This is a genomic window from Defluviimonas salinarum (assembly GCF_026013545.1).
GTDB lineage: Bacteria > Pseudomonadota > Alphaproteobacteria > Rhodobacterales > Rhodobacteraceae > Albidovulum > Albidovulum salinarum.
On sequence record NZ_JAPDOG010000018.1, the window covers coordinates 1 to 22080 of the forward strand.

19 protein-coding genes, 1 tRNA gene and 1 pseudogene are annotated in these 22080 nt (G+C 67.5%); 11 read left to right on the top strand and 10 right to left on the bottom strand.

Annotated elements, in window-relative coordinates:
- Positions 1-683: 683 nt before the first annotated feature.
- Positions 684-839: pseudogene (locus OM960_RS17395) on the top strand (transposase); the annotation flags it as partial.
- An 8-nt stretch (positions 840-847) separates the two neighbouring features.
- Here the strand turns inward: OM960_RS17395 and OM960_RS17400 are convergent.
- The 3 genes from OM960_RS17400 to OM960_RS17410 form a co-directional block, all read right to left on the bottom strand.
- Positions 848-1894, bottom strand: coding sequence for an IS481 family transposase (locus OM960_RS17400; protein ID WP_264772849.1), 1047 nt, complete (start codon positions 1892-1894; stop codon positions 848-850).
- Positions 1895-1970: 76 nt separating this feature from the next.
- Positions 1971-2738 (bottom strand): VOC family protein, encoded by a 768-nt coding sequence (locus OM960_RS17405; RefSeq protein WP_264772850.1) that lies wholly within the window; start codon positions 2736-2738, stop codon positions 1971-1973.
- Between the two features lie 68 nt (positions 2739-2806).
- Entirely contained in the window at positions 2807-3238 is a 432-nt protein-coding gene (locus OM960_RS17410; protein ID WP_263339558.1) for an Lrp/AsnC family transcriptional regulator, read from the bottom strand.
- Positions 3239-3461: 223 nt separating this feature from the next.
- Here OM960_RS17410 and OM960_RS17415 point away from each other — a divergent pair, with 223 nt between their 5' ends.
- Together OM960_RS17415 and OM960_RS17420 are read left to right on the top strand one after the other, a co-directional pair.
- Positions 3462-4607 (top strand): type III PLP-dependent enzyme, encoded by a 1146-nt coding sequence (locus tag OM960_RS17415; RefSeq protein WP_264772851.1) that lies wholly within the window; start codon positions 3462-3464, stop codon positions 4605-4607.
- A 402-nt stretch (positions 4608-5009) separates the two neighbouring features.
- Positions 5010-6089 (top strand): T6SS phospholipase effector Tle1-like catalytic domain-containing protein, encoded by a 1080-nt coding sequence (locus OM960_RS17420; RefSeq protein WP_432759527.1) that lies wholly within the window; start codon positions 5010-5012, stop codon positions 6087-6089.
- Positions 6090-6193: 104 nt separating this feature from the next.
- On the opposite strand, the gene OM960_RS17425 is transcribed toward OM960_RS17420, so the two are convergent.
- A complete protein-coding gene (locus tag OM960_RS17425; RefSeq protein ID WP_264772852.1) occupies positions 6194-6817 on the bottom strand; it encodes a hypothetical protein in 624 nt (207 codons plus the stop codon).
- A 216-nt stretch (positions 6818-7033) separates the two neighbouring features.
- Positions 7034-7900: a methylenetetrahydrofolate reductase [NAD(P)H] gene (metF, locus tag OM960_RS17430; protein ID WP_264772853.1), complete on the bottom strand. Its 867-nt coding sequence runs from the start codon at positions 7898-7900 to the stop codon at positions 7034-7036.
- A gap of 108 nt (positions 7901-8008) precedes the next feature.
- On the opposite strand from metF, the gene OM960_RS17435 reads away from it, so the two are divergent.
- From OM960_RS17435 to OM960_RS17445, 3 genes are all read left to right on the top strand, one after another.
- A complete protein-coding gene (locus tag OM960_RS17435) occupies positions 8009-8914 on the top strand; it encodes a LysR family transcriptional regulator (RefSeq protein WP_264772854.1) in 906 nt (301 codons plus the stop codon).
- Between the two features lie 2 nt (positions 8915-8916).
- A complete protein-coding gene (locus tag OM960_RS17440) occupies positions 8917-9684 on the top strand; it encodes a glycerophosphodiester phosphodiesterase family protein (RefSeq protein WP_264772855.1) in 768 nt (255 codons plus the stop codon).
- Positions 9685-9768: 84 nt separating this feature from the next.
- Entirely contained in the window at positions 9769-10560 is a 792-nt protein-coding gene (locus OM960_RS17445) for an inositol monophosphatase family protein (protein WP_263339573.1), read from the top strand.
- Between the two features lie 97 nt (positions 10561-10657).
- Here the strand turns inward: OM960_RS17445 and OM960_RS17450 are convergent, their stop codons facing one another.
- Genes OM960_RS17450 through putA form a run of 3 tightly spaced genes read right to left on the bottom strand, consistent with a single transcriptional unit; the run spans position 10658 to position 15259 of the window.
- Positions 10658-11047: a GFA family protein gene (locus tag OM960_RS17450; RefSeq protein WP_264772856.1), complete on the bottom strand. Its 390-nt coding sequence runs from the start codon at positions 11045-11047 to the stop codon at positions 10658-10660.
- Positions 11044-11787, bottom strand: a complete 744-nt coding sequence (locus tag OM960_RS17455; protein ID WP_264772857.1) for a rhomboid family intramembrane serine protease — start codon at positions 11785-11787, stop codon at positions 11044-11046. The genes OM960_RS17450 and OM960_RS17455 overlap by 4 nt, the downstream gene beginning before the upstream one ends.
- A 31-nt stretch (positions 11788-11818) precedes the next feature.
- Complete coding sequence (putA, locus tag OM960_RS17460; protein WP_264772858.1) at positions 11819-15259, bottom strand: bifunctional proline dehydrogenase/L-glutamate gamma-semialdehyde dehydrogenase PutA; 3441 nt, start codon at positions 15257-15259, stop codon at positions 11819-11821.
- Between the two features lie 97 nt (positions 15260-15356).
- Here putA and OM960_RS17465 point away from each other — a divergent pair, with 97 nt between their 5' ends.
- Both OM960_RS17465 and OM960_RS17470 read left to right on the top strand, forming a co-directional pair.
- Positions 15357-15827 carry an Lrp/AsnC family transcriptional regulator gene (locus tag OM960_RS17465; RefSeq protein ID WP_263339583.1) on the top strand — a complete coding sequence of 157 codons (471 nt, stop codon included), beginning with the start codon at positions 15357-15359 and terminating at the stop codon, positions 15825-15827.
- Between the two features lie 41 nt (positions 15828-15868).
- Positions 15869-15952 (top strand) — tRNA-Leu (locus tag OM960_RS17470).
- A 186-nt stretch (positions 15953-16138) separates the two neighbouring features.
- Here OM960_RS17470 and OM960_RS17475 read toward each other — a convergent pair.
- Positions 16139-16822: a hypothetical protein gene (locus OM960_RS17475; protein ID WP_264772859.1), complete on the bottom strand. Its 684-nt coding sequence runs from the start codon at positions 16820-16822 to the stop codon at positions 16139-16141.
- 773 nt (positions 16823-17595) lie between these two features.
- Here OM960_RS17475 and OM960_RS17480 point away from each other — a divergent pair.
- The 3 genes from OM960_RS17480 (at position 17596) to folD (ending at position 21193) form a co-directional block, all read left to right on the top strand.
- On the top strand, positions 17596-19272 hold the full coding sequence (locus tag OM960_RS17480; protein ID WP_264772860.1) for a formate--tetrahydrofolate ligase: 1677 nt from the start codon (positions 17596-17598) through the stop codon (positions 19270-19272).
- 122 nt (positions 19273-19394) lie between these two features.
- The gene (locus OM960_RS17485; protein WP_264772861.1) at positions 19395-20285 is read left to right on the top strand and encodes a bifunctional 5,10-methylenetetrahydrofolate dehydrogenase/5,10-methenyltetrahydrofolate cyclohydrolase; all 891 of its coding nucleotides are present in this window, start codon (positions 19395-19397) and stop codon (positions 20283-20285) included.
- Between the two features lie 17 nt (positions 20286-20302).
- Positions 20303-21193, top strand: coding sequence for a bifunctional methylenetetrahydrofolate dehydrogenase/methenyltetrahydrofolate cyclohydrolase FolD (gene folD / locus OM960_RS17490; RefSeq protein WP_264772862.1), 891 nt, complete (start codon positions 20303-20305; stop codon positions 21191-21193).
- 2 nt (positions 21194-21195) lie between these two features.
- On the opposite strand, the gene OM960_RS17495 is transcribed toward folD, so the two are convergent.
- Positions 21196-22035 carry an EamA family transporter gene (locus tag OM960_RS17495; protein WP_264772863.1) on the bottom strand — a complete coding sequence of 280 codons (840 nt, stop codon included), beginning with the start codon at positions 22033-22035 and terminating at the stop codon, positions 21196-21198.
- Positions 22036-22080 lie beyond the last annotated feature (45 nt).

The following is a 22080-nucleotide window of genomic DNA, read 5'->3' on the forward strand; positions in this document are numbered from 1 at the left end:
TCCATCTGCTCGTCCGTCAGCCAGAAAAGATTGCTCATCATCAACCCCGTCAGTCTGGAGCCTTGAATCACCCGGCGGCGGCAGCTTCAAGCAGATCAATGGGTCCTGACCCTAACCAAGAGAGCTTGAGGTATAGGATGTGTGATATGCAGGTTCCTGCGCTCGTATCCCCTCTTGGGCTTTGAGGGAATTTCAGCCTCGGCGCTTTCGACGAAATAGGTATATGCGCCTCGACGCTTCCTTTTGCATGGTGTCTTGCCGAGAGATTTTGTATCAATCTTGAAAACACTTTCGGATTCCCATCTGGTCAATACATCTTGCGACAGGCGTCCGAAATCTTCTGTAGTGAAAACAGGAGGTAGTTCCTTCGGGAAGTACCCTTTTGAAAGCAAGGCTTGTTGTATCGTCTGACTTGGCACGTTAGCCCCCCACAAATCATCCGACGGCAGTTAAGCGCAACCTTTGCACTTCATCAACATACCTGCCGAAACCTGTGCTGCAATTGCGTCTCGGGTGGCTTTTCAAGCAACTCCAGTACAATGCGCACCTTCGGCTTTTCCCCCTATAGCCGCCGTTTGCGCATGATAACGTACAAAGTCTTTCGCACATTTGACCGTGAGGTCGGCCCCTTTCAGACTGGCTGAGAGGAGCTGAGAATGGACGAGAACGAGACGCCGAAACCGATGGGGCAAGTGATCCAGATCGACGAGGCCCGGATACGGGACCATCTGGACGAGATGGTGCGCGGTACGGTCGAGGAAGCCCTGAACGCGATGCTGGATGCCGAAGCCGACCGCCTATGCGGCGCGGGCCGGTATGAGCGGAGTGAAGGGCGCAAGGTGTCCACTTAACCTTCTTGACTGACGAATGACATGACGGTTTCGAGGGGTCGTTTGCCTTGGTTTCGGTATCCCAGATGCGGGCGTTCGGTGTTGTAGTGGACGAGCCAGGTGTCGAGGTCGGCCTGGAGCGCCTCGACGGTCTCGTAGAAGGTCTCGCGCATTTTCACCCGGAAGAACTCGTTGAGGACGGTGCCGTTGAAGCGCTCGACAAAGCCGTTGGTCTTGGGTGACTTCACCTTCGTGCGGCGGTGTTCGATGCCGCCCAGGTCGAGATAGAGCTCGTAGGGATGGCGCTCGGTGCCGCAGAACTCGCGGCCGTTGTCCGTCAGGATCGCTTTCACCGGCAGGTCCAGATTCCGGTAGAAGGGCAGAACGTCGTTGTGCAGCACGGCCACGGCGGCCTCCGGCTGCTTGGAGACGTGCAGGAAGCCGAAGGCGTAGGAGCCATAGGTGTCGACCACGGCGTGCAGATAGACCTTGCCGACGCCCTTGAGGCTGCCGACGAAGAAGGTATCGGCCGACAAGAGCTCGCTTGGAGCTGCTGATTCCACGTGCCTTTCCCGGAAGCAGGGGTTCATCTTCTCTAGGAATGCGGCCTGCTCCGAGGTGATCTCGATCGCCTTCTCGGCATTCTGGCTCTCCAGTGCGAGCCAGCGATCGATCTTCGTCCCCAGACCCTGGTCGTGCAGGATCTTCTGGATGGTGATCGACGAGACGCGGATGCCCTCCAGCGCCAGCATCGCCTCGTGCCGGTTGCAGCCGTAGGCCGGATGGGCGAGCGCCAAAGCCTTGATCTTCTCCACGGTCTCAGGCGGGGTCGTCTGCGGGTGGCTCTTGTGGATCGGCGGCAGGTCCTTCAACCCGTCGAAGCCCTGCGTCTGGAACCGGCGCTTCCACTCGTAGAAGCTCGTCCGGTCCATGCCGCGCTGCCTGCACGCCTCGGCGACGTTACCGAGTTCCCTGGCCAGATCCAGCACGCTCAGACGCTGCTGCGCGACCTTGCTCGCAGCGTCACGCGGCCCGGCCTTCTTCGCTGCCGATGAGTGTCCCATGTGGCGATCCTCCTTGCCCAAAAATAGCACGGCAAGAAGATTAAGTGGACAGACCAACGTATCGTGGAAGCCCCTATTATTTCGGCCCGACCAGCGCGAACATTGCGCCCTGCGGATCCTGTCCGACCATGATGAAGGCGCCGCCCGGCACTTCGAGCGGGCCGTGGAAGACCCGCCCGCCCGCACCGCTCACGCGGCCGATGGCGGCGCTCACGCCTTCGGTGCCGAAATAGGGCAGCCAGAACGGCCGGTCGGGGCCCGGCATTCCGGGAGCCTGCCGCATCATGCCGCCGATATCGGCCTTGCCGTGACGGAAGAGGTGGTAGCCGCCCATCTCGGCGAGATCCATCACGTCGCCCTGCTTCCAGCCGAACTGCTTGCCGTAGAAGGCCATCGCCGCCTCCGGGTCGGAGGTCATCAGCTCGTGCCAGCAGCCGTGGCCGGTTCGCTTCTGGTCGAAGGCGGCGCTGTTCGCGCCGTCCTCGGGGGCGAGGAGGCCGAACGGCGCGCCTTGCGGATCGGCAACGACGGCAAAGCGGCCGGTATCGGGGATGTCGGCAGGGGCCTGATGCACGGTGCCGCCGGCCTTGGCGACGGCCTTCGCGGCCTTGTCGCAATCGCTGACGGTGACGTAGAAGATCCAGGCCGGCGGCGCGCCCGCCGGCGCGGCCATCATCCCGGCGACCATTGTCTCGCCGGCGCGGGCGATCCGGTAATCGACCCCGTCCATCCCGGAATCGGCGACCGTCCAGCCGAGGACATGCGCGTAGAACCGCGCCGCGGCATCAGGGTCGGGTGTGGTCAGTTCGTACCAGCAGGGAGTGCCGCGCTTCGCCTTGGCCATGTCGATCCTCCGGTTTCAGCCCGCCCCCGAGCCTGCGCCCCTCGGGCCGCGAAAGCAAGCGGCGGGGCTCAGACCGCGCGGTCGAGCTTGGTCGAGAGGTGGATCAGGCTTTCGGAGGATTTCACCCCGGTCATCTCGCCGATCATGTCGAGGACGCCGTCGAGCACCGCCGTCGATGGCGCGGCGACCTGCAGCAGGAAATCGACCCGGCCGGAGGTGGTGTGGACCCGCTCGACCTCCGGGATCGCCTTCAGCCGGGTCAGCACGTTGGCCTGGGCGCGCGGCTCTATCGTGAGAAGAACGGTGGCGCGGATCCGGCTTTGCCGCGCCGCCTCGCCGAGCTTGACCGTGTAGCCCGCGATCACGCCGGAGGTCTCGAGCCGCTCCAGCCGCGCCTGGATCGTGGAGCGCGCGACCTTGAGCCGGCGGGCCAGCGTGGCCACCGAGACGCGAGCGTCTGAGCCGAGATAACCAAGGATTGAGCGGTCGAGGTCGTCCATGCGGCGATTCCGGCGATATGACAGGCTGTTCGTTATTCTAACGAAGTTCTGAGGCGAATCTACTCTTTTGATCGGTAGAAATGTGCATCATATCCGGCAAACTTCGTTACAGGAGAAGGGCGGCCCATTCGCACCTGGCCTGGTTTGGTGAAATGCGTAAGCGCTTTCCAACCGGATGCCCCGGTAAAAAGGTGGCTGCGCCTTGTTGGCAGGGAATACGCCGATGGGGCTCTCTAAGACGATCTGGACGACTCCGTCCGAATTCCTCCGTATCGAACGCCCGGACAACCCGGTGATGTTCTTCGCGCCCACGGTGCTGCAGGCAACCGCGCGGCGGTTTCTCGACGGCTTTCCCGGCCTCGTCACCTACGCGGTGAAATCGAACCCCGCGGAGATGGTCGTCCAGAACCTCGTCGCCGCCGGGATCCAGGGCTTCGACGTCGCCTCGCCGGCCGAGATCGAGATGGTGCGCCGCCTCGCCCCGGCCGCGGCGCTGCATTACAACAACCCCGTCCGCGCCCGCCACGAGATCGACTATGCGGTCAAGATGGGCGTGAAGTCCTATTCGGTCGACAGTCGCTCGGAGCTCGCGAAGCTCATCGAGATCGTGCCCGTCGAGGGCGCCGAGATCTCGGTGCGCTTCAAGCTGCCGGTCGCGGGGGCGGCCTACAACTTCGGTGCGAAGTTCGGTGCCACGGTGGAACTCGCGGCGGAACTGCTGCGCGAGGTGCACGAGGCGGGCTTCATCGCCTCACTGACCTTCCATCCCGGCACCCAGTGCACCGATCCGATGGCCTGGGACGCGTATTTGCGCGCCGCCGCCGGGATCTGCGCCAATGCCGGCGTCAGGGCGCGGCGGCTGAACGTCGGCGGCGGCTTCCCCTCGCACCGGCTGAACGACGAACGCCCGCAACTCGACGCGATCTTCGAACTGATCGGCCGCGTTGCCGACGAGGCCTTCGAGGGCGCGCCGCCAGCCCTGGTCTGCGAGCCGGGCCGCGGACTGGTGGCGGAGAGCTTCACGCTCGCGACCCGGATCAAGGCGGTGCGCGACGGCGAGCATGTGTTTCTCAACGACGGTACCTACGGCAATCTCGACGAGCTGCCGATTACCGGGATCATCGACCGGATCGCGGCGGTGAACGGCGACGGCGAGACGCGCCGGGGGGCGCCGCGGCCGCGTGTGATCTTCGGGCCGACCTGCGACAGCGTCGACCGGCTGCCGGGCGAGGTCGCGCTGCCGGAAGACGTCGAGGAAGGCGATTACCTAGTGTTCTCGGGAATGGGTGCCTATTCGACGGCCACGAACACCGGCTTCAACGGCTTCGGCAGGATGACGGTCGCCACGGTCATGCGTCTCGGCGCCTGAGGCCGGCGGTCCGGACCGGCAGGGGGCCGGCGCTCGCGCCGGCCCTATCGATTCGCACCAACCCGTGCGGAAGGCCGCCACCCGGCGGGTCAACCTTTCGTCAAACTTCTGTGCATAGGCTTCAGTCACCGGGCATCGGGATTACCTCTATTGGACCGGTCCCGATGCCGGGAGAGGCAATCCGGGCGAGGCCGCGGCCCGCCCGAACGCAGGAGTCCGCAACATGTGCAGATCCGACCGTCCGGATGCGCCCGATCACAGCGGCGAACGGGTCACGGCTTTGTTGCGCGTGTGGAAACAGAAACATTTGGTAACGGCAAGTTACACCTTCGCGCCTTTGGCCGACTCGGGGGTCGGGGCTATGCTGGAACACAGGGTGAAGACACGGGAGGCCTGTTTAGGGTGACGCGGCTGACCGAAAAGCTGCTGAAGCTGTTGCGCATCGGCCGTCAGGTCGAGACGCAGAGCGCGGTTCGCGGGCGCGGGCCGTGCGATCACGTCATTTGCCTCGACGGGACGCTCTCTTCTTTGGAGCCGGGGCAGGAGACGAATGTCGGCCTCATCTACCGGCTCCTGCAGCAAGTGCCGCATTCGTCGCGCCTGTCGCTCTATTACGAGGCGGGCGTGCAGTGGCACATGTGGCGCAACACGCCCGACGTGGCGATGGGGCGCGGCATCAACCGCCAGATCCGCCGCGCCTATGGCTGGCTCGCGACCCGCTACCGGCCCGGCGACCGGATCTTCCTCTTCGGCTATTCGCGCGGCGCCTACGCGGTCCGCTCGCTCGCGGGGATCCTCGATCAGGTCGGGCTGCTCAAGGCCGAACACGCGACCGAGCGCAATGTCCAGCTCGCCTACCGCTATTACCAGCGCGAGAGCGAGAGCAAGTTCGAGGCGGTCTTCCGCCGTCGCTTCTGCCATCCGAAGGTCGAGATCGAGATGATCGGGGTCTTCGACACGGTCAAGGCGCTGGGCGTTCGGCTGCCGCTCTTGTGGATGTGGACCGAGCCCCATCACGAGTTCCACAACCACGCGCTCGGTCCGGTGGTGAAGCACGGCTATCACGCGCTGGCTCTCGACGAGAACCGCGCGGCCTTCGATCCGATCATGTGGGAGACCACCGATGGCGACTGGGAGGGCAGGGTCGAGCAGGTCTGGTTCCGTGGCGCCCATGGCGATGTCGGCGGCCAGTTGAGCGGTCTGACGGAAGCGCGGCCGCTGTCGAATATCCCGCTGGTCTGGATGCTGGAAAAGGCCGCGCGCTGCGGACTGGCCATGCCGGATGGCTGGCGAGCCCGGTTCCCCACCGATGCCGCGGTGGTCTCGGTCGGCACGACGCGCGGCTGGGGCAAGGCGTTCGTCCTGCGCGCCCGGCGGCAGGTCGGACGCGACCCGTCGGAAAGCCTGCATCCCACCGCGACAGCCAGACGGACACGGGCGGCGTGGTCACTGCCGGCGATCGGGCGGCGGAGCGGAACCTGAGCCGCGCGCGACCGCGGCTCGGCGGTCCTTGCGCTGTCGAATGCCGCTCCGGTTCGCGGCACCTGCGTTACGCCGGCATCGGATGCCGGCTCGGGTTCGCCGGTTCAGGGATCGACCGAGAAGAGCAGCCCGCAAAGGAAGATGTTGGCGTCGTGGTGCATGCCGATGAGGACGTAACCGTCGCGGCAGACATGTGTCGAGGTACCGGCTGCCGGTACGGGATAGGGCGCCTGCGTTCCGCCGGGGCCGTCGACATAGATCTCTGACAGCGGTTGCCAGCCGGGATTGCGGCCGGCGGGAAGCTCCTCGCCGATCTCAACGCAGGTGAAGGTGTTGTCGGGCACGTCATAGGCCGTCATGTAGGCGTTGGGGCCACACCAGTGCATGGACGGGCCGGAATAGCCGGGCACCAGAAGGTGGTCGTAGGTCGGGTCAGGCCACTGGCGCAGGGGCAGCTTCCCACCCTCGCGAGGGGCGCTGACGAACACGTTCTTGACCTCGAACCAGCTCGACTGGACCGGAATGCAGATCGTGTAACCGGTATCGTAGCGGATCCCCATCACGGCATAGTAGTCTTCGCTGTTCGCGTTGAACGGGCAGGGGCGCCAGTCGCGCATGGTGGCATAGGGATCCTCGTCGGGCATCGGGATCGTGGGCAGCGCCGCGGCAAGCGCCGGGGCGAGGCAAAGCGCGGCGGCGAGGGCAAGAAGCGAACGGATGCTGGGCATGACTTCCTCCTGACAATCATCATGTGGCCGGGAGGGATGGCCGAGGCGCGTGTCGGCCATTGGGACACCGGCCGAAGTGAAGACCAAGAAATTATCGTGACATGATAACACGATATCGGCCACTTGTCGCGTACGGAAGGTGGTCGGGCGCGACCGGCCGGGCGCAAATCGGCCCCGGACTGTGAGCGGTCCGGGGCCGGCTTGCCGAACGTCCCTTCAGGCGACGTTCTGCAGGGAGACCTGCGGCTCGAGCCCGAGCGCGTGGCAGATCTCGCGCGTCAGGTGCGGCCGGTTGAGCGTGTAGAAGTGCAGATCCTCGACGCCGCCCTGGATGAGGTCGTCGCAGAGCTCGGTCGCGAGCGCGGTGGCGAGGAGATGCTCGCGCCCGTCGCGGATCGCCTTGTCGAAGGTCTTGTCGAGCCAGTCCGGCACCGAGGTGCCGCAGCGCTCGGCGAAGCGCCGCGCACCGGACCATGAGATGATCGGCAGGATGCCGGGGATGATCGGCGCGTCGATGCCGGCCTTCTCGCAGGCGTCGCGGAAGCGGAAGAAGCTCTCGGCCTCGAAGAAGAACTGGGTGATCGCCGAGGAGGCGCCGGCGTCGATCTTGCGCTTCAGCCAGGCGACGTTCGCCGCCATGTCGGCGGCCTCGGGATGGGCCTCGGGATAGGCGCCGACGCGGATTGTGAACTTGCCGGTCTCGGCCAGCGCCTCGATCAGTTCGACCGAGGAGGCGAAGCCTTCGGGATGGGCGCTGAAGCTCTCCTCGCCCTTCGGCGCGTCGCCGCGGAGCGCCACGATCTCGGTCACGCCGGCCTTGGCGTAGCTCTCGGCGATCGCGAGCGTCTCGGCGCGGGTCGCATCGACGCAGGTGAGATGCGCCGCGACGTTGAGGCCGTAATGGTCGCCGATCGTGGTGACCGCCTCATGCGTCAGCTCGCGGGTCGTGCCGCCGGCGCCGTAGGTGACCGAGACGAAGTTCGGCTTCAGGGGCGCAAGCATCTGCACCGTCTCCCACAGCCGGAACGACGCGTCGAGCGTCTGGGGCGGGAAGAACTCGAAGGAAATCCGGGGTGCAGGCATCGTGTCGTCCTCGTGTTGGATGGGCTCTTGTCTCATATCGGAGGACGTGAGACAAATTCATAATTCTCAAGATCAATATGAGGTAGATCGGATGATAGCGGGGCGGCGATGCATCTCGAGCTGAGGCATCTGCGGACGATCAAGGCGATCCACGAGGCCGGCGGTCTGGCGCGGGCGGCCGAGCAGCTCAACATCACCCAGTCCGCACTCAGCCATCAGGTCAAGGGGCTGGAAGAGCAGGCGGGGGTGGAGCTCTTCGTGCGTCGGTCGAAGCCCTTGAAGCTCTCGGCGGCGGGGCTGCGGATGCTGCGCACCGCCGAACGGGTGCTGCCGGAGATCGCGGCACTCGGCGAGGAGTTCCGCTCGCTGAGGTCGGGCAAGAGCGGGCGGCTCCATATCGCGATCGAGTGCCATGCCTGTTTCGACTGGCTCTTTCCGGTGCTGGAGCAGTTCCGCCGCGCCTGGCCCGAGGTCGATGTCGATATCCGCCCCGGCCTCGCCTTCGAGGCTCTGCCGGCGCTGGCGCGGGAGGAGGTGGACCTCGTGGTCTCCTCGGATCCCGAGACGCTGTCGGGCATCGTGTTCCGACCGCTCTTCGACTATGCGCCGACCTTCGTGGCGGCACGGCAGAACCCGCTGGCGGAAAAGCCCTTCGTCGTGGCCGAGGATTTCCGCGACCAGGTGCTGATCACCTATCCGGTGGACCGCGCCCGGCTCGACATCTTCTCCGAGGTGCTGCGCCCGGCGCGGGTCGAGCCGCTGGCGGTGCGGCAGGTCGAGCTGACGGCGGTGATCCTGATGCTGGTCGCGTCGAACCGGGGTGTTTCGGTGTTGCCCGACTGGGTGCTGCGAGAGGTGAAGTACCAGCCCGACTACGTCACCCGGCCGGTGACCGAAAAGGGGCTGACGAAGCGGATGTATGCCGGGGTCCGCGAGGCGGAGGCGACGCGGCCCTTCATGGCGCATTTCCTCAAGCTCGCGCGGAGCGAGCCGGTGAAGCTGCAGCGGGCCTGACGATGCATCCGTTCCTCGACCATCCGAAACCGATCGCCTTCGCCCATCGCGGCGGTGCGCTCGAGGCCGAGGAGAACACGGAGGCCGCCTTCGCCCATGCGGCGGCGCTGGGGTACAGCCATATCGAGACCGATGTGCAGGCGACCCGCGACGGTGTGGCGGTGATCTTCCACGACGACACGCTGGAGCGCATGGCGGGGCGGCCCGAGCGGGTCGATGCGCTCGACTGGGCCGAGCTGTCGCGGGTCCGGACGCGGGGCGGGGCGGCGATTTCCCGGCTCGACGACGTGCTCGCGGGCTTTCCGAGGCTCTACGTCAATCTCGAGGCGAAGTCGGATGCGGCGGTCGAACCGATGGCGGCGACGATCACGGCGGCGGGCGCGCTCGGGCGGGTCTGCGTGGGATCCTTCGAGCCGCGCCGGACGGCGCGGCTCTGCGCGGCGCTCGGGCCCGGGCTTTGCTGGTCGCCGGCCCATGCGGGCGTGGCGCGGCTCTGGCTCGCGGGCTGGGGGCTGCCGGTGGCGGTCGGCGGGTTTCCCGCGGTGCAGGTGCCGCCCACGCATCGCGGCATACCGCTCGTCACCAAGCGGTTCGTCCGCGCCGCCCATGCGCGCGGGATCGAGGTCCATGTCTGGACCGTCGACGCGGCCCCGGAGATGGAGCGGCTGATCGATCTCGGCGTCGACGGGCTGATGAGCGACCGGCCGACGCTCCTGCGCGCGGTGCTCGCCGGCCGCGGGCTCTGGCGCCCGCGGCCGGCGGGTGTCTGAGGGCGGATTTCGGGCGCCCGGCCCCTTCACAACCGGCCCGGGCGCGCGTATAGGCACGGGCTTGATGACAAGGAGCCGGGGCCGATGCAGGGCAGTGCCAACCTCAACCTGATGATCAAGGCGGCGCGCAAGGCCGGCCGCAGCCTCGTGAAGGATTTCCGCGAGGTGGAGAACCTGCAGGTTTCGGTCAAGGGGGCGGGGGACTTCGTCAGCCGCGCCGATCTCGCGGCCGAGAAGATCATCCGCGACGAACTGATGGCCGCGCGGCCGACCTATGGCTGGCTCGGCGAGGAGACCGGCGAGACCGCGGGCGCCGACCCGACCCGGCGCTGGATCGTCGATCCCCTCGACGGGACCACGAACTTCCTTCACGGCCTGCCGCACTGGGCGGTGTCGATCGCGCTCGAGCACAAGGGCGAGATCGTCGCGGGCGTGGTGTTCGATCCGGCCAAGGACGAGATGTACTGGGCCGAGAAGGGCGCGGGCGCCTGGATGAACGAGAGCCGGATCCGGGTCTCGGGACGGCGCTCGATGGTCGAGGCGGTGTTCGCGACCGGGGTGCCGTTCGGGGCCAAGAAGACGCTGCCGGCGACCCTGCGCGACCTCGCGCGGCTGATGCCGGCCTGTGCCGGGGTGCGGCGCTGGGGCTCGGCCTCGCTCGACCTCGCCTATGTGGCGGCGGGACGCTACGACGGCTTCTGGGAGCGCGAGCTCGGGGCCTGGGACATGGCGGCGGGGCTTCTCCTGGTGCGCGAGGCCGGCGGTTTCACCGACGCGGTGCGCGAGGGGCGCGACATCTTAGAGTCCGGCGCGGTGATCGCGGCCAATGGCGAGCTTTTCGGCGCGCTCGCGAAGATCCTGCGGGAAGACGCCTGAGGGCGCGCCCGGGCCGGGCCGGGTAAGGGGGCTGTCCGCCCCCTCTTGCCGCTCATGCGGCAATTCACCCCCGAGGGTATTTCGGCAATGAAGAAGATCAGGTCCGGTCGGACGGGTGGTCGATGCCATCGGTCCAGGCGACCGGATCGAGGTCGCGCGGGTTGACGCCGTCGAGGCAGGCGGCGTTGAGCCCGTATTCGTTCGGGTTCGAGCGGCGGCGGTGGTGGGTGTAGATGCCGCAGGTCTTGCAGAAGTAGTGCTTCGCCGTGCCGGTGTTCCAGGTGTAGAGCGTGAGGTTGTCTTCGCCCTTCACCACGCGGAGCCCGTCGAGCGGCACGGTGACGGTGACGGCGCCACGCCTCGCGCAGAACGAACAGTCGCAGCGCCGCGCCGTGGCGAGGCCTTTCGGGGCGAGGGTGACTTCGAGCTCGACCGCGCCGCAATGGCAGCGGGCAGGGTGGGGCTTGCGGATCTCGGGCAGGGTCATTTGCGCCTCCGGCGGATGACCGGGATCGAGGACGGGGAATACTCGGTCTCGGGATGGGGCGGGCGGCCCTGCGTCCGCTGCCAGAAGGCGGCCGCGCCGCGCCTCAGCCACAGGGGCAGCGTCAGCGCCATGCCGGCGGCGAAGCCCCCCGCATGGGCCCAGTAGGCAATGCCGCCGGCCTCGGACGGGGTGCCGAGGCCGCCGAGGATCTGCATGCCGAACCAGAGCCCGAGCATGACCCAGGCCGGCAGTGCGAAGACCCGGAAGAAGACGAAGAAGATCACGAGGATGTCGATCCGGGCGCGGGGGAAAAGCAAGAGGTAGCCGCCGAGGACGCCGCCGATCGCGCCCGAGGCGCCGACCGTGGGCACGACCGAGCCGGGATCGGCGGCGATATGCGCCGCGGCCGCGGCAAGGCCCGAGACGAGGTAAAAGGCGAGGAAGCCGAGATGCCCCATCTGGTCCTCGAGATTGTCGCCGAAGATCCAGAGAAAGAGCATGTTGCCGGCGAGATGCATGAGTCCGGCATGGAGGAACATCGAGGTGAGGACGCCGCGGACCTCGCCACCCTCGGTGACGGCCGCCGGGATCATCGCCCAGTCGCGCCAGAAAACCATCATCGCGCGTTCGCTGTTCATGTGGGGCAGCTGCAGCAGGAACGCGACGATGTTCGCGGCGATCAGGCCGTAGACCACATAGGGCGTGCGCCGGGAGGGGTTGTGGTCGCGGATCGGGAACATGGCGTCACGTTTCCCGATCCGCTGAAGCGCGTCAAGCGGTGCCCGCCTCGGCGAGGAGCTGGGCGTTGCCGCCCGAGGCGGTGGTGTCGACGCAGACATGGCGTTCATGCGCGACATGGCCGAGATCGGGCCGCGTGGTGATCAGCGGCAGGATCGGGCCGGTGCGGGCCGCGAGCGCCTCGCCATAGGCGCGCGCCTCGGTCTCCTCGCCCCAGAAGAGGACGCCGGAGAAGCCCTTGAGCGAGCCGAGCGCGGCGGGGTCGAGCCGGCCGGCGACGGCGACGGCTTGGCCGCCGAGCGCCTGCACCGCCTCGGCCTGCGCCTCGGTCGCCTCGCGCCCCGGGCCGAGGCAGAGGAAGGGCGCGCGCGCGAGCAGCGTCAGCCGGTTCGATTCACCGGTCGGGCCGGGCAGGTCGATGCGCGACAACACCGCAGGGACCGGTGCGGCGTCGAGTGCCGCCTGGATCCTGGCCGGGTCGGCCTTGCCGGCCGCCGCGCCGGCGGCGGGGGCGGGTTCGGGCTTCGTGAAGCGGGCGAGGTATTCCGGGCCGCCGGCCTTCGGGCCGGTGCCGGAGAGCCCCTCGCCGCCGAAGGGCTGCGAGCCAACGACCGCGCCGATCTGGTTGCGGTTGACGTAGATGTTGCCGACGTGGAGCGCCTCGGTCACTTCCTGGACGCGGTTGTCGATCCGCGTGTGCAGACCGAAGGTCAGGCCGTAGCCGGTAGCGTTGATGTCGTCGATGATCTTCGGCAGGTCCTCGGCGTCGAAGGTCGCGACATGGAGCACGGGGCCGAAGATCTCGCGCTTCATTTCGGCTATGCCCTTCACGCGGATCACCGTCGGCGCCACGAAATGGCCGCCTCGCGGCGTCGAGAGCTGGCGCAGCAGCCGACCCTCGCGGCGGGCCTTCTCGATATGGGCGCGGATGCCCTGTTCGGCCTCCTCGTCGATGACCGGGCCGACATCGGTGGCAAGGTGCCACGGATCGCCGACCGTCAGCTCCTCCATCGCGCCGAAGAGCATGTCGGTGAAATGCGCTGCGATGTCTTCCTGCACATAGAGGCAGCGGAGCGCGGAGCAGCGCTGGCCGGCGGACTGGAACGACGAGGCGACGATGTCGCGCACCGCCTGTTCGGGGAGCGCGGTGCTGTCGACGATCATCGCGTTGAGGCCGCCGGTCTCGGCGATGAGCGGCGCGCCGGGGGCGAGGTGTCTCGCCATCGCCTTGCGGATCAGCATCGCGGTCTCGGTCGAGCCGGTGAAGCAGATGCCGTTCACGCGCGCATCGGAGGTGAGTCGGGCGCCGACGGTGGCGCCGTCACCGGGCAGGAGCTGCAGCGCCGAGGCCGGGACGCCGGCCTTGTGGAGAAGCGCCACGGCATGGGCGGCAATCAGTGGCGTCTGCTCGGCGGGTTTTGCCAGCACCGCGTTGCCCGCGGCGAGCGCGGCCGCGATCTGGCCGGTGAAGATCGCGAGCGGGAAGTTCCAGGGGCTGATGCAGGTGAAGATGCCGAGGGGCGGCTGCTTCAGCTCAAGTCCCCGCGCGGCGTAGTAGCGCAGGAAGTCTACCGCCTCGCGCAGTTCGGCGACTGCATCCATCTGGGTCTTGCCGGCCTCGCGCGCCAGAAGCGCGAAAATCGGGCCGAAGTTCTCCTCGTAGAGGTCGGCGGCGCGGTTGAGGACAGTGGCGCGCTCGGCCGCGCCGGCCGCCCAGGGCTTGGCGGATTTGAGCGCGGTGTCGACGTCTTCCTTGGTGGCGTCGGTGACGCGGCCGACGCTGGCGCCGGTCGCCGGGTTCACCACCTTCTTCGGGGTTGCGCCCACGACCTTGCCCGCGAGGATCGGCTGGGCGGAGAACTCCGCCTTGCCGTGCGGCTCGCGTGCCGCGTCGATGCGCGCGAGCGTCGGCACATCGGTGAGATCGAAGCCCTCGGAGTTGCGGCGCTCCGGCGCGAAGAGGTCCGGCCCCTTGCGGATGGCGCGGTTGGTGAGGCCGGGCAGCATCGCCTCGACGGCGGCGAAGGGGCAGGTGGCCACTTCCTCGGCGGGCACGTCTTCGTCAACGATCTGGTTGACGAAGGAGGAGTTGGCGCCGTTCTCGAGGAGCCGGCGGACGAGATAGGCGAGAAGGTCGCGATGCGCGCCGACGGGCGCGTAGATGCGGCAGCGGGTGCCTTCGCGCTTCAGCACGATGTCGTGGAGCCGTTCGCCCATGCCGTGCAGGCGCTGGAACTCGAAGGGCTGGCCGTCGGCCATGTCGAGGATCGCGGCGACGGTATGGGCGTTGTGGGTGGCGAACTGCGGATAGATACGGTCGGTCATGCCGAGAAGCTTCTTCGCGTTGGCGATGTAGCTCACGTCGGTCGCTTCCTTGCGGGTGAAGACCGGGAAATCCTCGAGCCCCATGACCTGCGCCCGCTTGATCTCGGCATCCCAGTAGGCGCCCTTGACGAGGCGGACCATGATCTTGCGGTCGAGCTGGGTCGCGAGCCCGTGGAGCCAGTCGAGCGCCGGCCCGGCGCGGCGGCCATAGGCCTGCACGACGACGCCGAACCCGTCCCATCCGGCCAGTTCAGGATCGGACAGAACCGCCTCGATCACCTTGAGCGAGAGCGAGAGCCGGTCGGCCTCCTCGGCGTCGATGTTGAAGCCCATGCGCGCCCTCGCGGCCTGCCGCGCGAGGTCGCGGACGACCGGGACAAGCTCCTTCATCACGCGCGCCTCTTGCGCCACCTCGTAGCGCGGATGCAGCGCCGAGAGCTTCACCGAGATCCCGGGATTGGTGCGGATGTCGTCGCTCTTGCAGGCGCCCGCGATGGCCGAGATCGCCTTCGCATAGGCCTGGGCGTAGCGCTCGGCATCCTCGGCGGTCTTGGCGGCCTCGCCGAGCATGTCGTAGGAATAGGAGTAGCCCTGCTTTTCCATCCCGCTCGCGCGTTCCATCGCGGCGTTGATTGTCTCACCGAGGACGAATTGCTTGCCCATCTCCTTCATCGCCTGGCGGGTGGCGCGGCGGATCACCGGCTCGCCGAGGCGCTTCACCGCGCCGCGCAGGTGGCCGACGATGCCGGGCTCCTTCTCCTCCAGCACCTTGCCAGTCAGCATCAGTGCCCAGGTCGAGGCGTTGACCAGCGAGGAGGCGGAATGGCCGAGATGCTTGCCCCAGTCCGAGGGGGCGATCTTGTCCTCGATGAGTGCGTCCATCGTGTCGGCATCGGGCACCCGCAGCAGCGCCTCGGCAAGGCACATGAGCGAAATGCCCTCCTCGGTCGAAAGCCCGTATTCGGCGAGGAAGACTTCCATGAGGCCCGGCCGCACATCGGCGCGGATCTGCTTCACCAGCCCGGCGCCGGCGGTGGCAATGCGTGCGCGGGTCTCGGAATCGAGCGCGGCACTGGCGATGAGCCGCTCCAGAAGCGGGACTTCGGGGGTGAGCGAGCCGGTTTCGATCTCGTGCCAGTGCTGTTCCATGGGTGTCCTCCTGCGAATGGCCCATCATAACGCTTGATTGTCAGTCGTAATTCCTAAAATTATACAGAACATAGGCAAAGTAACCAAAGATAGCGCCATGAAAGTGCCAATCGACCTTCCTGAGCTGGACCGTTTCGATGCCGCGATTCTGCGCGCCCTGTCCGAGGACGGACGGATGCCGGTGACCGAGCTCGCCCGCCGCATCGGATTGACCAAGACGCCGACCCAGGCGCGGGTGCGGCGTCTGGAGGAGGTCGGGGTGATCGTGGGCTACCGCGCTGTGCTGAACCCGATCCGCATGGGGCTCGCGCATGTGGCCTACGTCGAGGTGCGACTTTCGGACACGCGCGAGGCGGCGCTACAGGCCTTCAACCGCGCGGTGCGCGGGGTGCCCGAGATCGAGGAATGCCACATGATGGCCGCCGGGTTCGACTATCTGATGAAGGTCCGGACCTCCGACATCGCCGATTACCGGCGGGTGCTGGGCGAGCGGATCTCGCAATTGCCGCATGTCGCATCGACCTCGACCTATGTGGCGATGGAGGCGGTGAAGGAGGCGGGGATCTGACCTTGCCGGCGCCACGCTTTCCGCTATGGTCGCCGCCGCTGGCCCGCGTGGTGGAATGGTAGACACAGGGGACTTAAAATCCCTAGGCTTCGGCCGTGCCGGTTCAAGTCCGGCCGCGGGTACCAGCGCAGGCATCCCGAGTCCGGTCCCGGAGTGGACCGGGCGGCGGGCGCCGCGAACAGTTCGGCCCACTGCAAAGTTCGGCGTGTCCTCGGTAGCAAGCGCGGGGCGCCGCCCCCGAGAGGTTAGGTCGCGCGGTCTCGCACCTTCGCCTCCGAAGTCGAAGGAAGGGCTGCATCGCGACGCTGGCCCTAGCGCGCGCCGCGTCCGACCAGCGCGGCGATCTTGTCGCGCCAGGCAGACGTCCGCCTGACTTGCCCGCAATACCGGGCGAACGAAGGCGGCAGAAAGCGCGCATTCTGCTTGAGAAACTGGCGGTTCGCGGCTTCGAACTCGTGCTTCAGATCGTTCAGCAGGTCCGCATGTCGACGGTGAAACTCCCTTTCGAACTCGGCCTTCTCGCCCTCTTCCACGCGCGCGTCCCAATCCTTCAGCGTCTGCAGCGCCTGTTCCTGGGGCACGGTGTGTTGCGGATGCGCGGCACGCAACTCCCTGAGTTTCTCGGTGGCCAGCAGGCTGGAGCCGACATTCACCTGATTGAGCGCGACCGCGCTGTCGGCCGGGAGTTGAACGGCCGTCGCGAACGTGGCGAAGAGGCGCGCGGGGTCGCGATCATAGATGATCATCTTGAAATGATCCCGCCCGAAGGTTTCGATCCACGGCGTGAGCGCGGTCTCGAGATCCTGCGACGCCTTCCAGACGTCAACGAAGGCCGCGAAATCCGACGACCAGTTCCAAGCGGGCGACTTCACGACCTGCTTGTATTTCGAGATCGCCACCTCCCATTGCGGCCTGAAGCAATAGATCGTCACCACACGGCGGGTGAGCTCATAATCCTTCAGGAGACCGGGGTCGCATACCGCTGGCTCGTTCATGCTTCGCAGGAAGACCTCGCTAGAGATCAGGCAGTTCCGTGCTCCGGAGGCGGTGACCTCGGCGCTGACGGCGTCGATCGCCCGCGACAGGGGCCCGCAGTTGCCGTGGTCCGCGCCGTGCTTCGAGGCGCGGCGCAGTGTATCCGCAAGATCGAGGTGGCCGGGCGGGATCCTCGGATTGATGCCGGCCTCTGGATAGCAGAACGAGCGTTTCGTGATCCAGTGGTCGCGGTTCACGCGAAACGCCCGCTGGATTGCCGTTGTGCCGGTCTTGTAGGCGCCGATATGAATGTAAGTGGTTATCTGATGTCACCTTCAACTTGTGTGCAACGGATTGATCCGACGGCGGTCCGGATGGTCACTCTGTGGAGTGGTCCGGTCTTAGCAAAGCATGAGGCGACTGTATACAGGCCGGGGGCGGTGCGTCGCGAAGCTGGTCGGTCGCCGGTATGGCTGCGATCTGACCCAGTCGGACGACGGGAAAACGATGCCTTGGACTGGCGGCGAAGGGGCGTTGAGCGGCCTGCTGTCAGCCCCACGTGCCCGGCAGCCAGGGCCGAATGCCCGCCCGGCGGGTGCTCGTGTCGCTTCCGGGCCGGAATCCGCGGAAAACGACGGTGCGGTGAATGGGGGGTGTTGATCCGCAGGAAAAACTATTTATTGTGAAGAATAATTTGGAATCGCGGCGTCAGGCGGTGCGGAGATTCGCCATCGGGCGGTCGCGGGTCGATGCATCGGTCCGCATGATGCGGCTGGACAGGGAGACAGAGAAGATGGCGTTCAAGACGGATATTGAGATTGCGCGCGAGGCGCAGAAGCGTCCGATCATGGAGATTGGAGAGAAGCTGGGGATCCCGGCGGAGCATCTTCTGCCGTATGGTCATGACAAGGCGAAGGTGAGCCAGGAGTTCATCCGGTCGCTGGAGGGCGGGAAGGACGGCAAGCTGATCCTGGTGACGGCGATCAACCCGACGCCTGCGGGCGAGGGCAAGACGACGACGACGGTTGGTCTTGGCGACGGTCTGAACCGGATCGGCAAGAAGGCGGTGATCTGCATCCGCGAGGCCTCGCTGGGGCCGAACTTCGGGATGAAGGGCGGGGCTGCCGGTGGCGGCTATGCCCAGGTGGTGCCGATGGAGGAGATGAACCTCCACTTCACCGGCGACTTCCACGCGATCACGTCGGCCCACAACCTTCTGTCGGCGATGATCGACAACCACATCTACTGGGGCAACGCGCTGGAGATCGACACCCGCCGGGTCAGCTGGCGCCGGGTGATGGACATGAACGACCGGGCGCTCAGGCAGATCAACGTGTCGCTCGGCGGGGTGGCGAACGGCTTCCCGCGCGAGGCGGGCTTCGACATCACGGTGGCCTCGGAAGTGATGGCGATCCTGTGTCTCGCGAAGGATCTTGGTGACCTGCAGAAGCGCCTTGGCGACATCGTGGTGGCCTACCGGCGCGACAAGTCGCCGGTCTATGCCCGCGACATCAAGGCCGACGGGGCGATGACGGTGCTCCTGAAGGACGCGATGCAGCCAAACCTGGTGCAGACCTTGGAGAACAACCCGGCCTTCGTGCATGGCGGCCCGTTCGCCAACATCGCGCATGGCTGCAACTCGGTGATTGCGACGAAGACCGCGCTGAAGCTCGGCGACTACGTTGTGACCGAGGCGGGCTTCGGCGCCGATCTGGGGGCCGAGAAGTTCTTCGACATCAAGTGCCGCAAGGCGGGTCTGAAGCCGGCGGCGGCGGTGATCGTGGCGACGGTCCGGGCGATGAAGATGAACGGCGGGGTGGCGAAGGCCGATCTCGGCGGCGAGAACGTGGACGCGGTGAAGAAGGGCTGCCCGAACCTCGGCCGCCACATCGCCAACGTGAAGTCGTTCGGCGTGCCGGTGGTTGTGGCGATCAACCACTTCTACTCGGACACCGATGCCGAGGTGGCGGCGGTGAAGGCCTATGTCGCCGAGCAGGGCGCCGAGGCGATCCTGTGCAAGCACTGGGCCAACGGCTCGGCGGGGATCGAGGATCTCGCGAGGAAGGTCGTCGAGATGGCCGAGAGCGGCTCTGCGAACTTCGCGCCGATCTATCCCGACGAGATGCCGCTGTTCCAGAAGATCGAGACCATCGCCAAGCGCATCTACCACGCCGACGAGGTTCTGGCGGACAAGTCGATCCGCGACCAGCTCAAGGCCTGGGAAGAGGCGGGCTACGGGCATCTGCCGGTCTGCATGGCCAAGACCCAGTACTCGTTCTCGACCGACCCGAACCGGCGCGGCGCGCCGACCGGGCATTCGGTGCCGGTGCGCGAGGTGCGGCTTTCGGCCGGGGCCGGGTTCATCGTGGTGATCTGCGGCGAGATCATGACCATGCCGGGCCTGCCGAAGGTGCCGTCGGCGGAAGTGATCCGTCTCAACGAGGCGGGCCAGGTCGAGGGTCTCTTCTGATCGGAAGGAGCGGCGGGGCGGGGCATCGAGCCCCGCCCCGCCGCGCGTCCCGCGGGGCCCTATGCGGGGCCGCGGCCCGCGGGGGCGGCGGGACCGGAACACGAGACCGGAATGCGGGGCGGATGAGCGCGACGATCATCGATGGCCGGGCCATGGCGCGGCGGATCCAGGCGGCGGCCGCGGTCGAGGCGGCGGAGCTGGCCCGGGCGGGCTGGGCGCCGCGTCTGGTCTCGCTCTCGGTCGGGGCGACGGCGGCGGCGGAGCTTTACGTGCGCAACCAGCGCCGCCAGGCGGCGGCCGCGGGGATCGGCTTCGAGGCGCGCGACTATCCCGCGACGATCTCGGCCGAGGAGCTGGGCGGGGTGATCGCCGGGCTCAATGCCGATCCGCGGGTGCACGGGATCGTGATCCAGCGGCCGCTGCCGGCGGCGATCCCGGTCCGGGCGCTGCAGCGGGCGATCCATCCCCTGAAGGATGTCGAGGGGCTGCACCCGGCCTCGATCGGCAACATCGTCTACGACGATCTGGCGCTCGGCCCCTGCACGGCACGGGCGGCGGTGGAGATCCTGAGGGCGCTGCCGCTCGATCCCGCCGGGCTCGAGGTGACGGTGATCGGCCATTCGGAGCTCGTCGGCAAGCCGGTGGCGTTCCTCCTGATGGGGCTCGGCGCGACGGTGACGGTGTGCCATGCGCTGAGCCGCGAGGTGGCGGCGCATGCGCGGCGCGCGGACGCGGTCTTCGTCGCGGTCGGGCGGCCGGGCCTCGTGACGGCGGAGATGCTGAAGCCGGGGGCGGCGCTGATCGACATCGGCATCAACCGGGTCGAGACGCCGGAGGGCCCGCGGCTGGTGGGGGATGCGGATTTCGAGACCTGCGCCGAGGTCGCCGGCTGGATCACGCCGGTGCCGGGCGGGGTCGGACCGGTGACGGTGGCGATGCTGATGCAGAACGCGGTGCGCGCCACGAGGATGCAGATGGAACGGTACCGCGGCGCCTATGCCGGCGGTCAATGAGCAACGAGGAGACGGGAATGAGTGCCAAGATCATCGACGGCAAGGCCTTTGCCGCCGGGGTGCGGGGCCGGGTGGCAAGCCATGTGGCGCGGCTGAAGGCCGATCACGGGATCACGCCGGGGCTGGCGGTGGTGCTGGTGGGCGAGGATCCGGCGAGCGAGGTCTATGTCCGCTCGAAGGGCAAGTCGACCGTGGAGGCGGGGATGAACTCCTACGAGCACAAGCTCGACGCCGACACGTCGGAGGCGACGCTTCTCGCGCTGATCGACGCGCTGAACAAGGATCCGGCGGTCAACGGGATCCTGGTGCAGCTGCCCTTGCCGAAGCATCTCGACGCCGATCTGGTGATCAACGCGATCGACCCGGCGAAGGATGTCGACGGCTTCCACATCTCGAACGTGGGGCTTCTCGGCACCGGGCAGAAGTCGATGGTGCCCTGCACGCCGCTCGGCTGCCTGATGATGCTGCGCGACCATCACGGCTCCTTGTCCGGGCTCGACGCGGTGGTGGTCGGGCGCTCGAACATCGTCGGCAAGCCGATGGCGCAGCTGCTCCTCGGCGACAGCTGCACGGTGACGATCGCGCACAGCCGCACCAAGGACCTCGCCGAGGTCTGCCGCCGCGCCGACATCCTGGTGGCGGCGGTGGGCCGGCCCGAGATGATCCCCGGCGACTGGGTCAAGCCCGGCGCCACGGTGATCGACGTCGGCATCAACCGGATCGAGCGCGACGGCAAGACGAAGCTCGTGGGCGACGTCCATTACGCGAGTTGTGCCGAGGTCGCCGGCGCCATCACCCCGGTCCCCGGCGGCGTCGGCCCGATGACCATCGCCTGCCTGCTCGCCAACACGCTGACCGCCGCCTGCCGCGCCAACGGTCTGCCAGAGCCCGAAGGGCTGACAGCCTAAAGTCAGAGGCCGAGGTAGCCGATCCCGGCAAAGACAAGAGCGACGCCGCCCCATTGGGGCAGCGTCATCCGCTCGCGGAGGAAGGCCCAGGCGAGAAGGATCGTCACGACGCCGAAGACCGATGAGGCGACGGAGGCGAATTCCGGGTGCGGCAGGCCGCCCGCAAGGAGGACGAGCCCGAGCGCCGCGGCGTCGAGCACGCCCATCGTCGCAAGCAGGAGCCAGGGCGCGCGCAGGAACCGCCCGCGCCCGGGTGAGAGCGTGACGACGCCGGCCACGACCGCGAGGGCCGCGGCGCGGGCGACAAAGATCGCGGGCAGCCCGCCGCCGCCGCCGCTCGCGGCCTGGCCGAGCGCGAAGGTCAGGGCAAAGCCGGTGCCGCCGAGGCCGGCCCAGATCATCGCCGCCCGACGGCCGCCCGAGGCGGCCCCGCTCTCGTCCGACAGGATGGCGATCAGCGCGATGCCGCCAACGATCGTGGCGGCCGCGAGCCATTGCAGCATCGTCGGCGGAGTCCCCGTCGCCGCTGCCCAGAGGAGCGACAGGATCGGATAGGCGCCGATGATCGGCGCGACGAGCCGCAAGGGGCCGATTGCGAAGGCCCGGTAGAGGCTGTAGGTCCCGCCCGCAAAGGCGAGGCCAGCAAGCCCGGCGAGTGCCGCCGAGCGCGCCGGCAGCGCGGCCGCTTCGGCAAGCGAGAACGGCAGCAGCGCCACGAGGCCGGTCGCAAGTACAACGGTCATCGCCGCCGCGACGTCGACGCGCTGGCTGACATAGCGCACGCAGACATCATGGACGCCCCAGCACAAAGCCGCCGCGAGGCCGAAATAGAGCGATTCCATCGCGCTCAGCCGCCCTTCCGTCCGGAGCGACTTGAAGCATTGCCG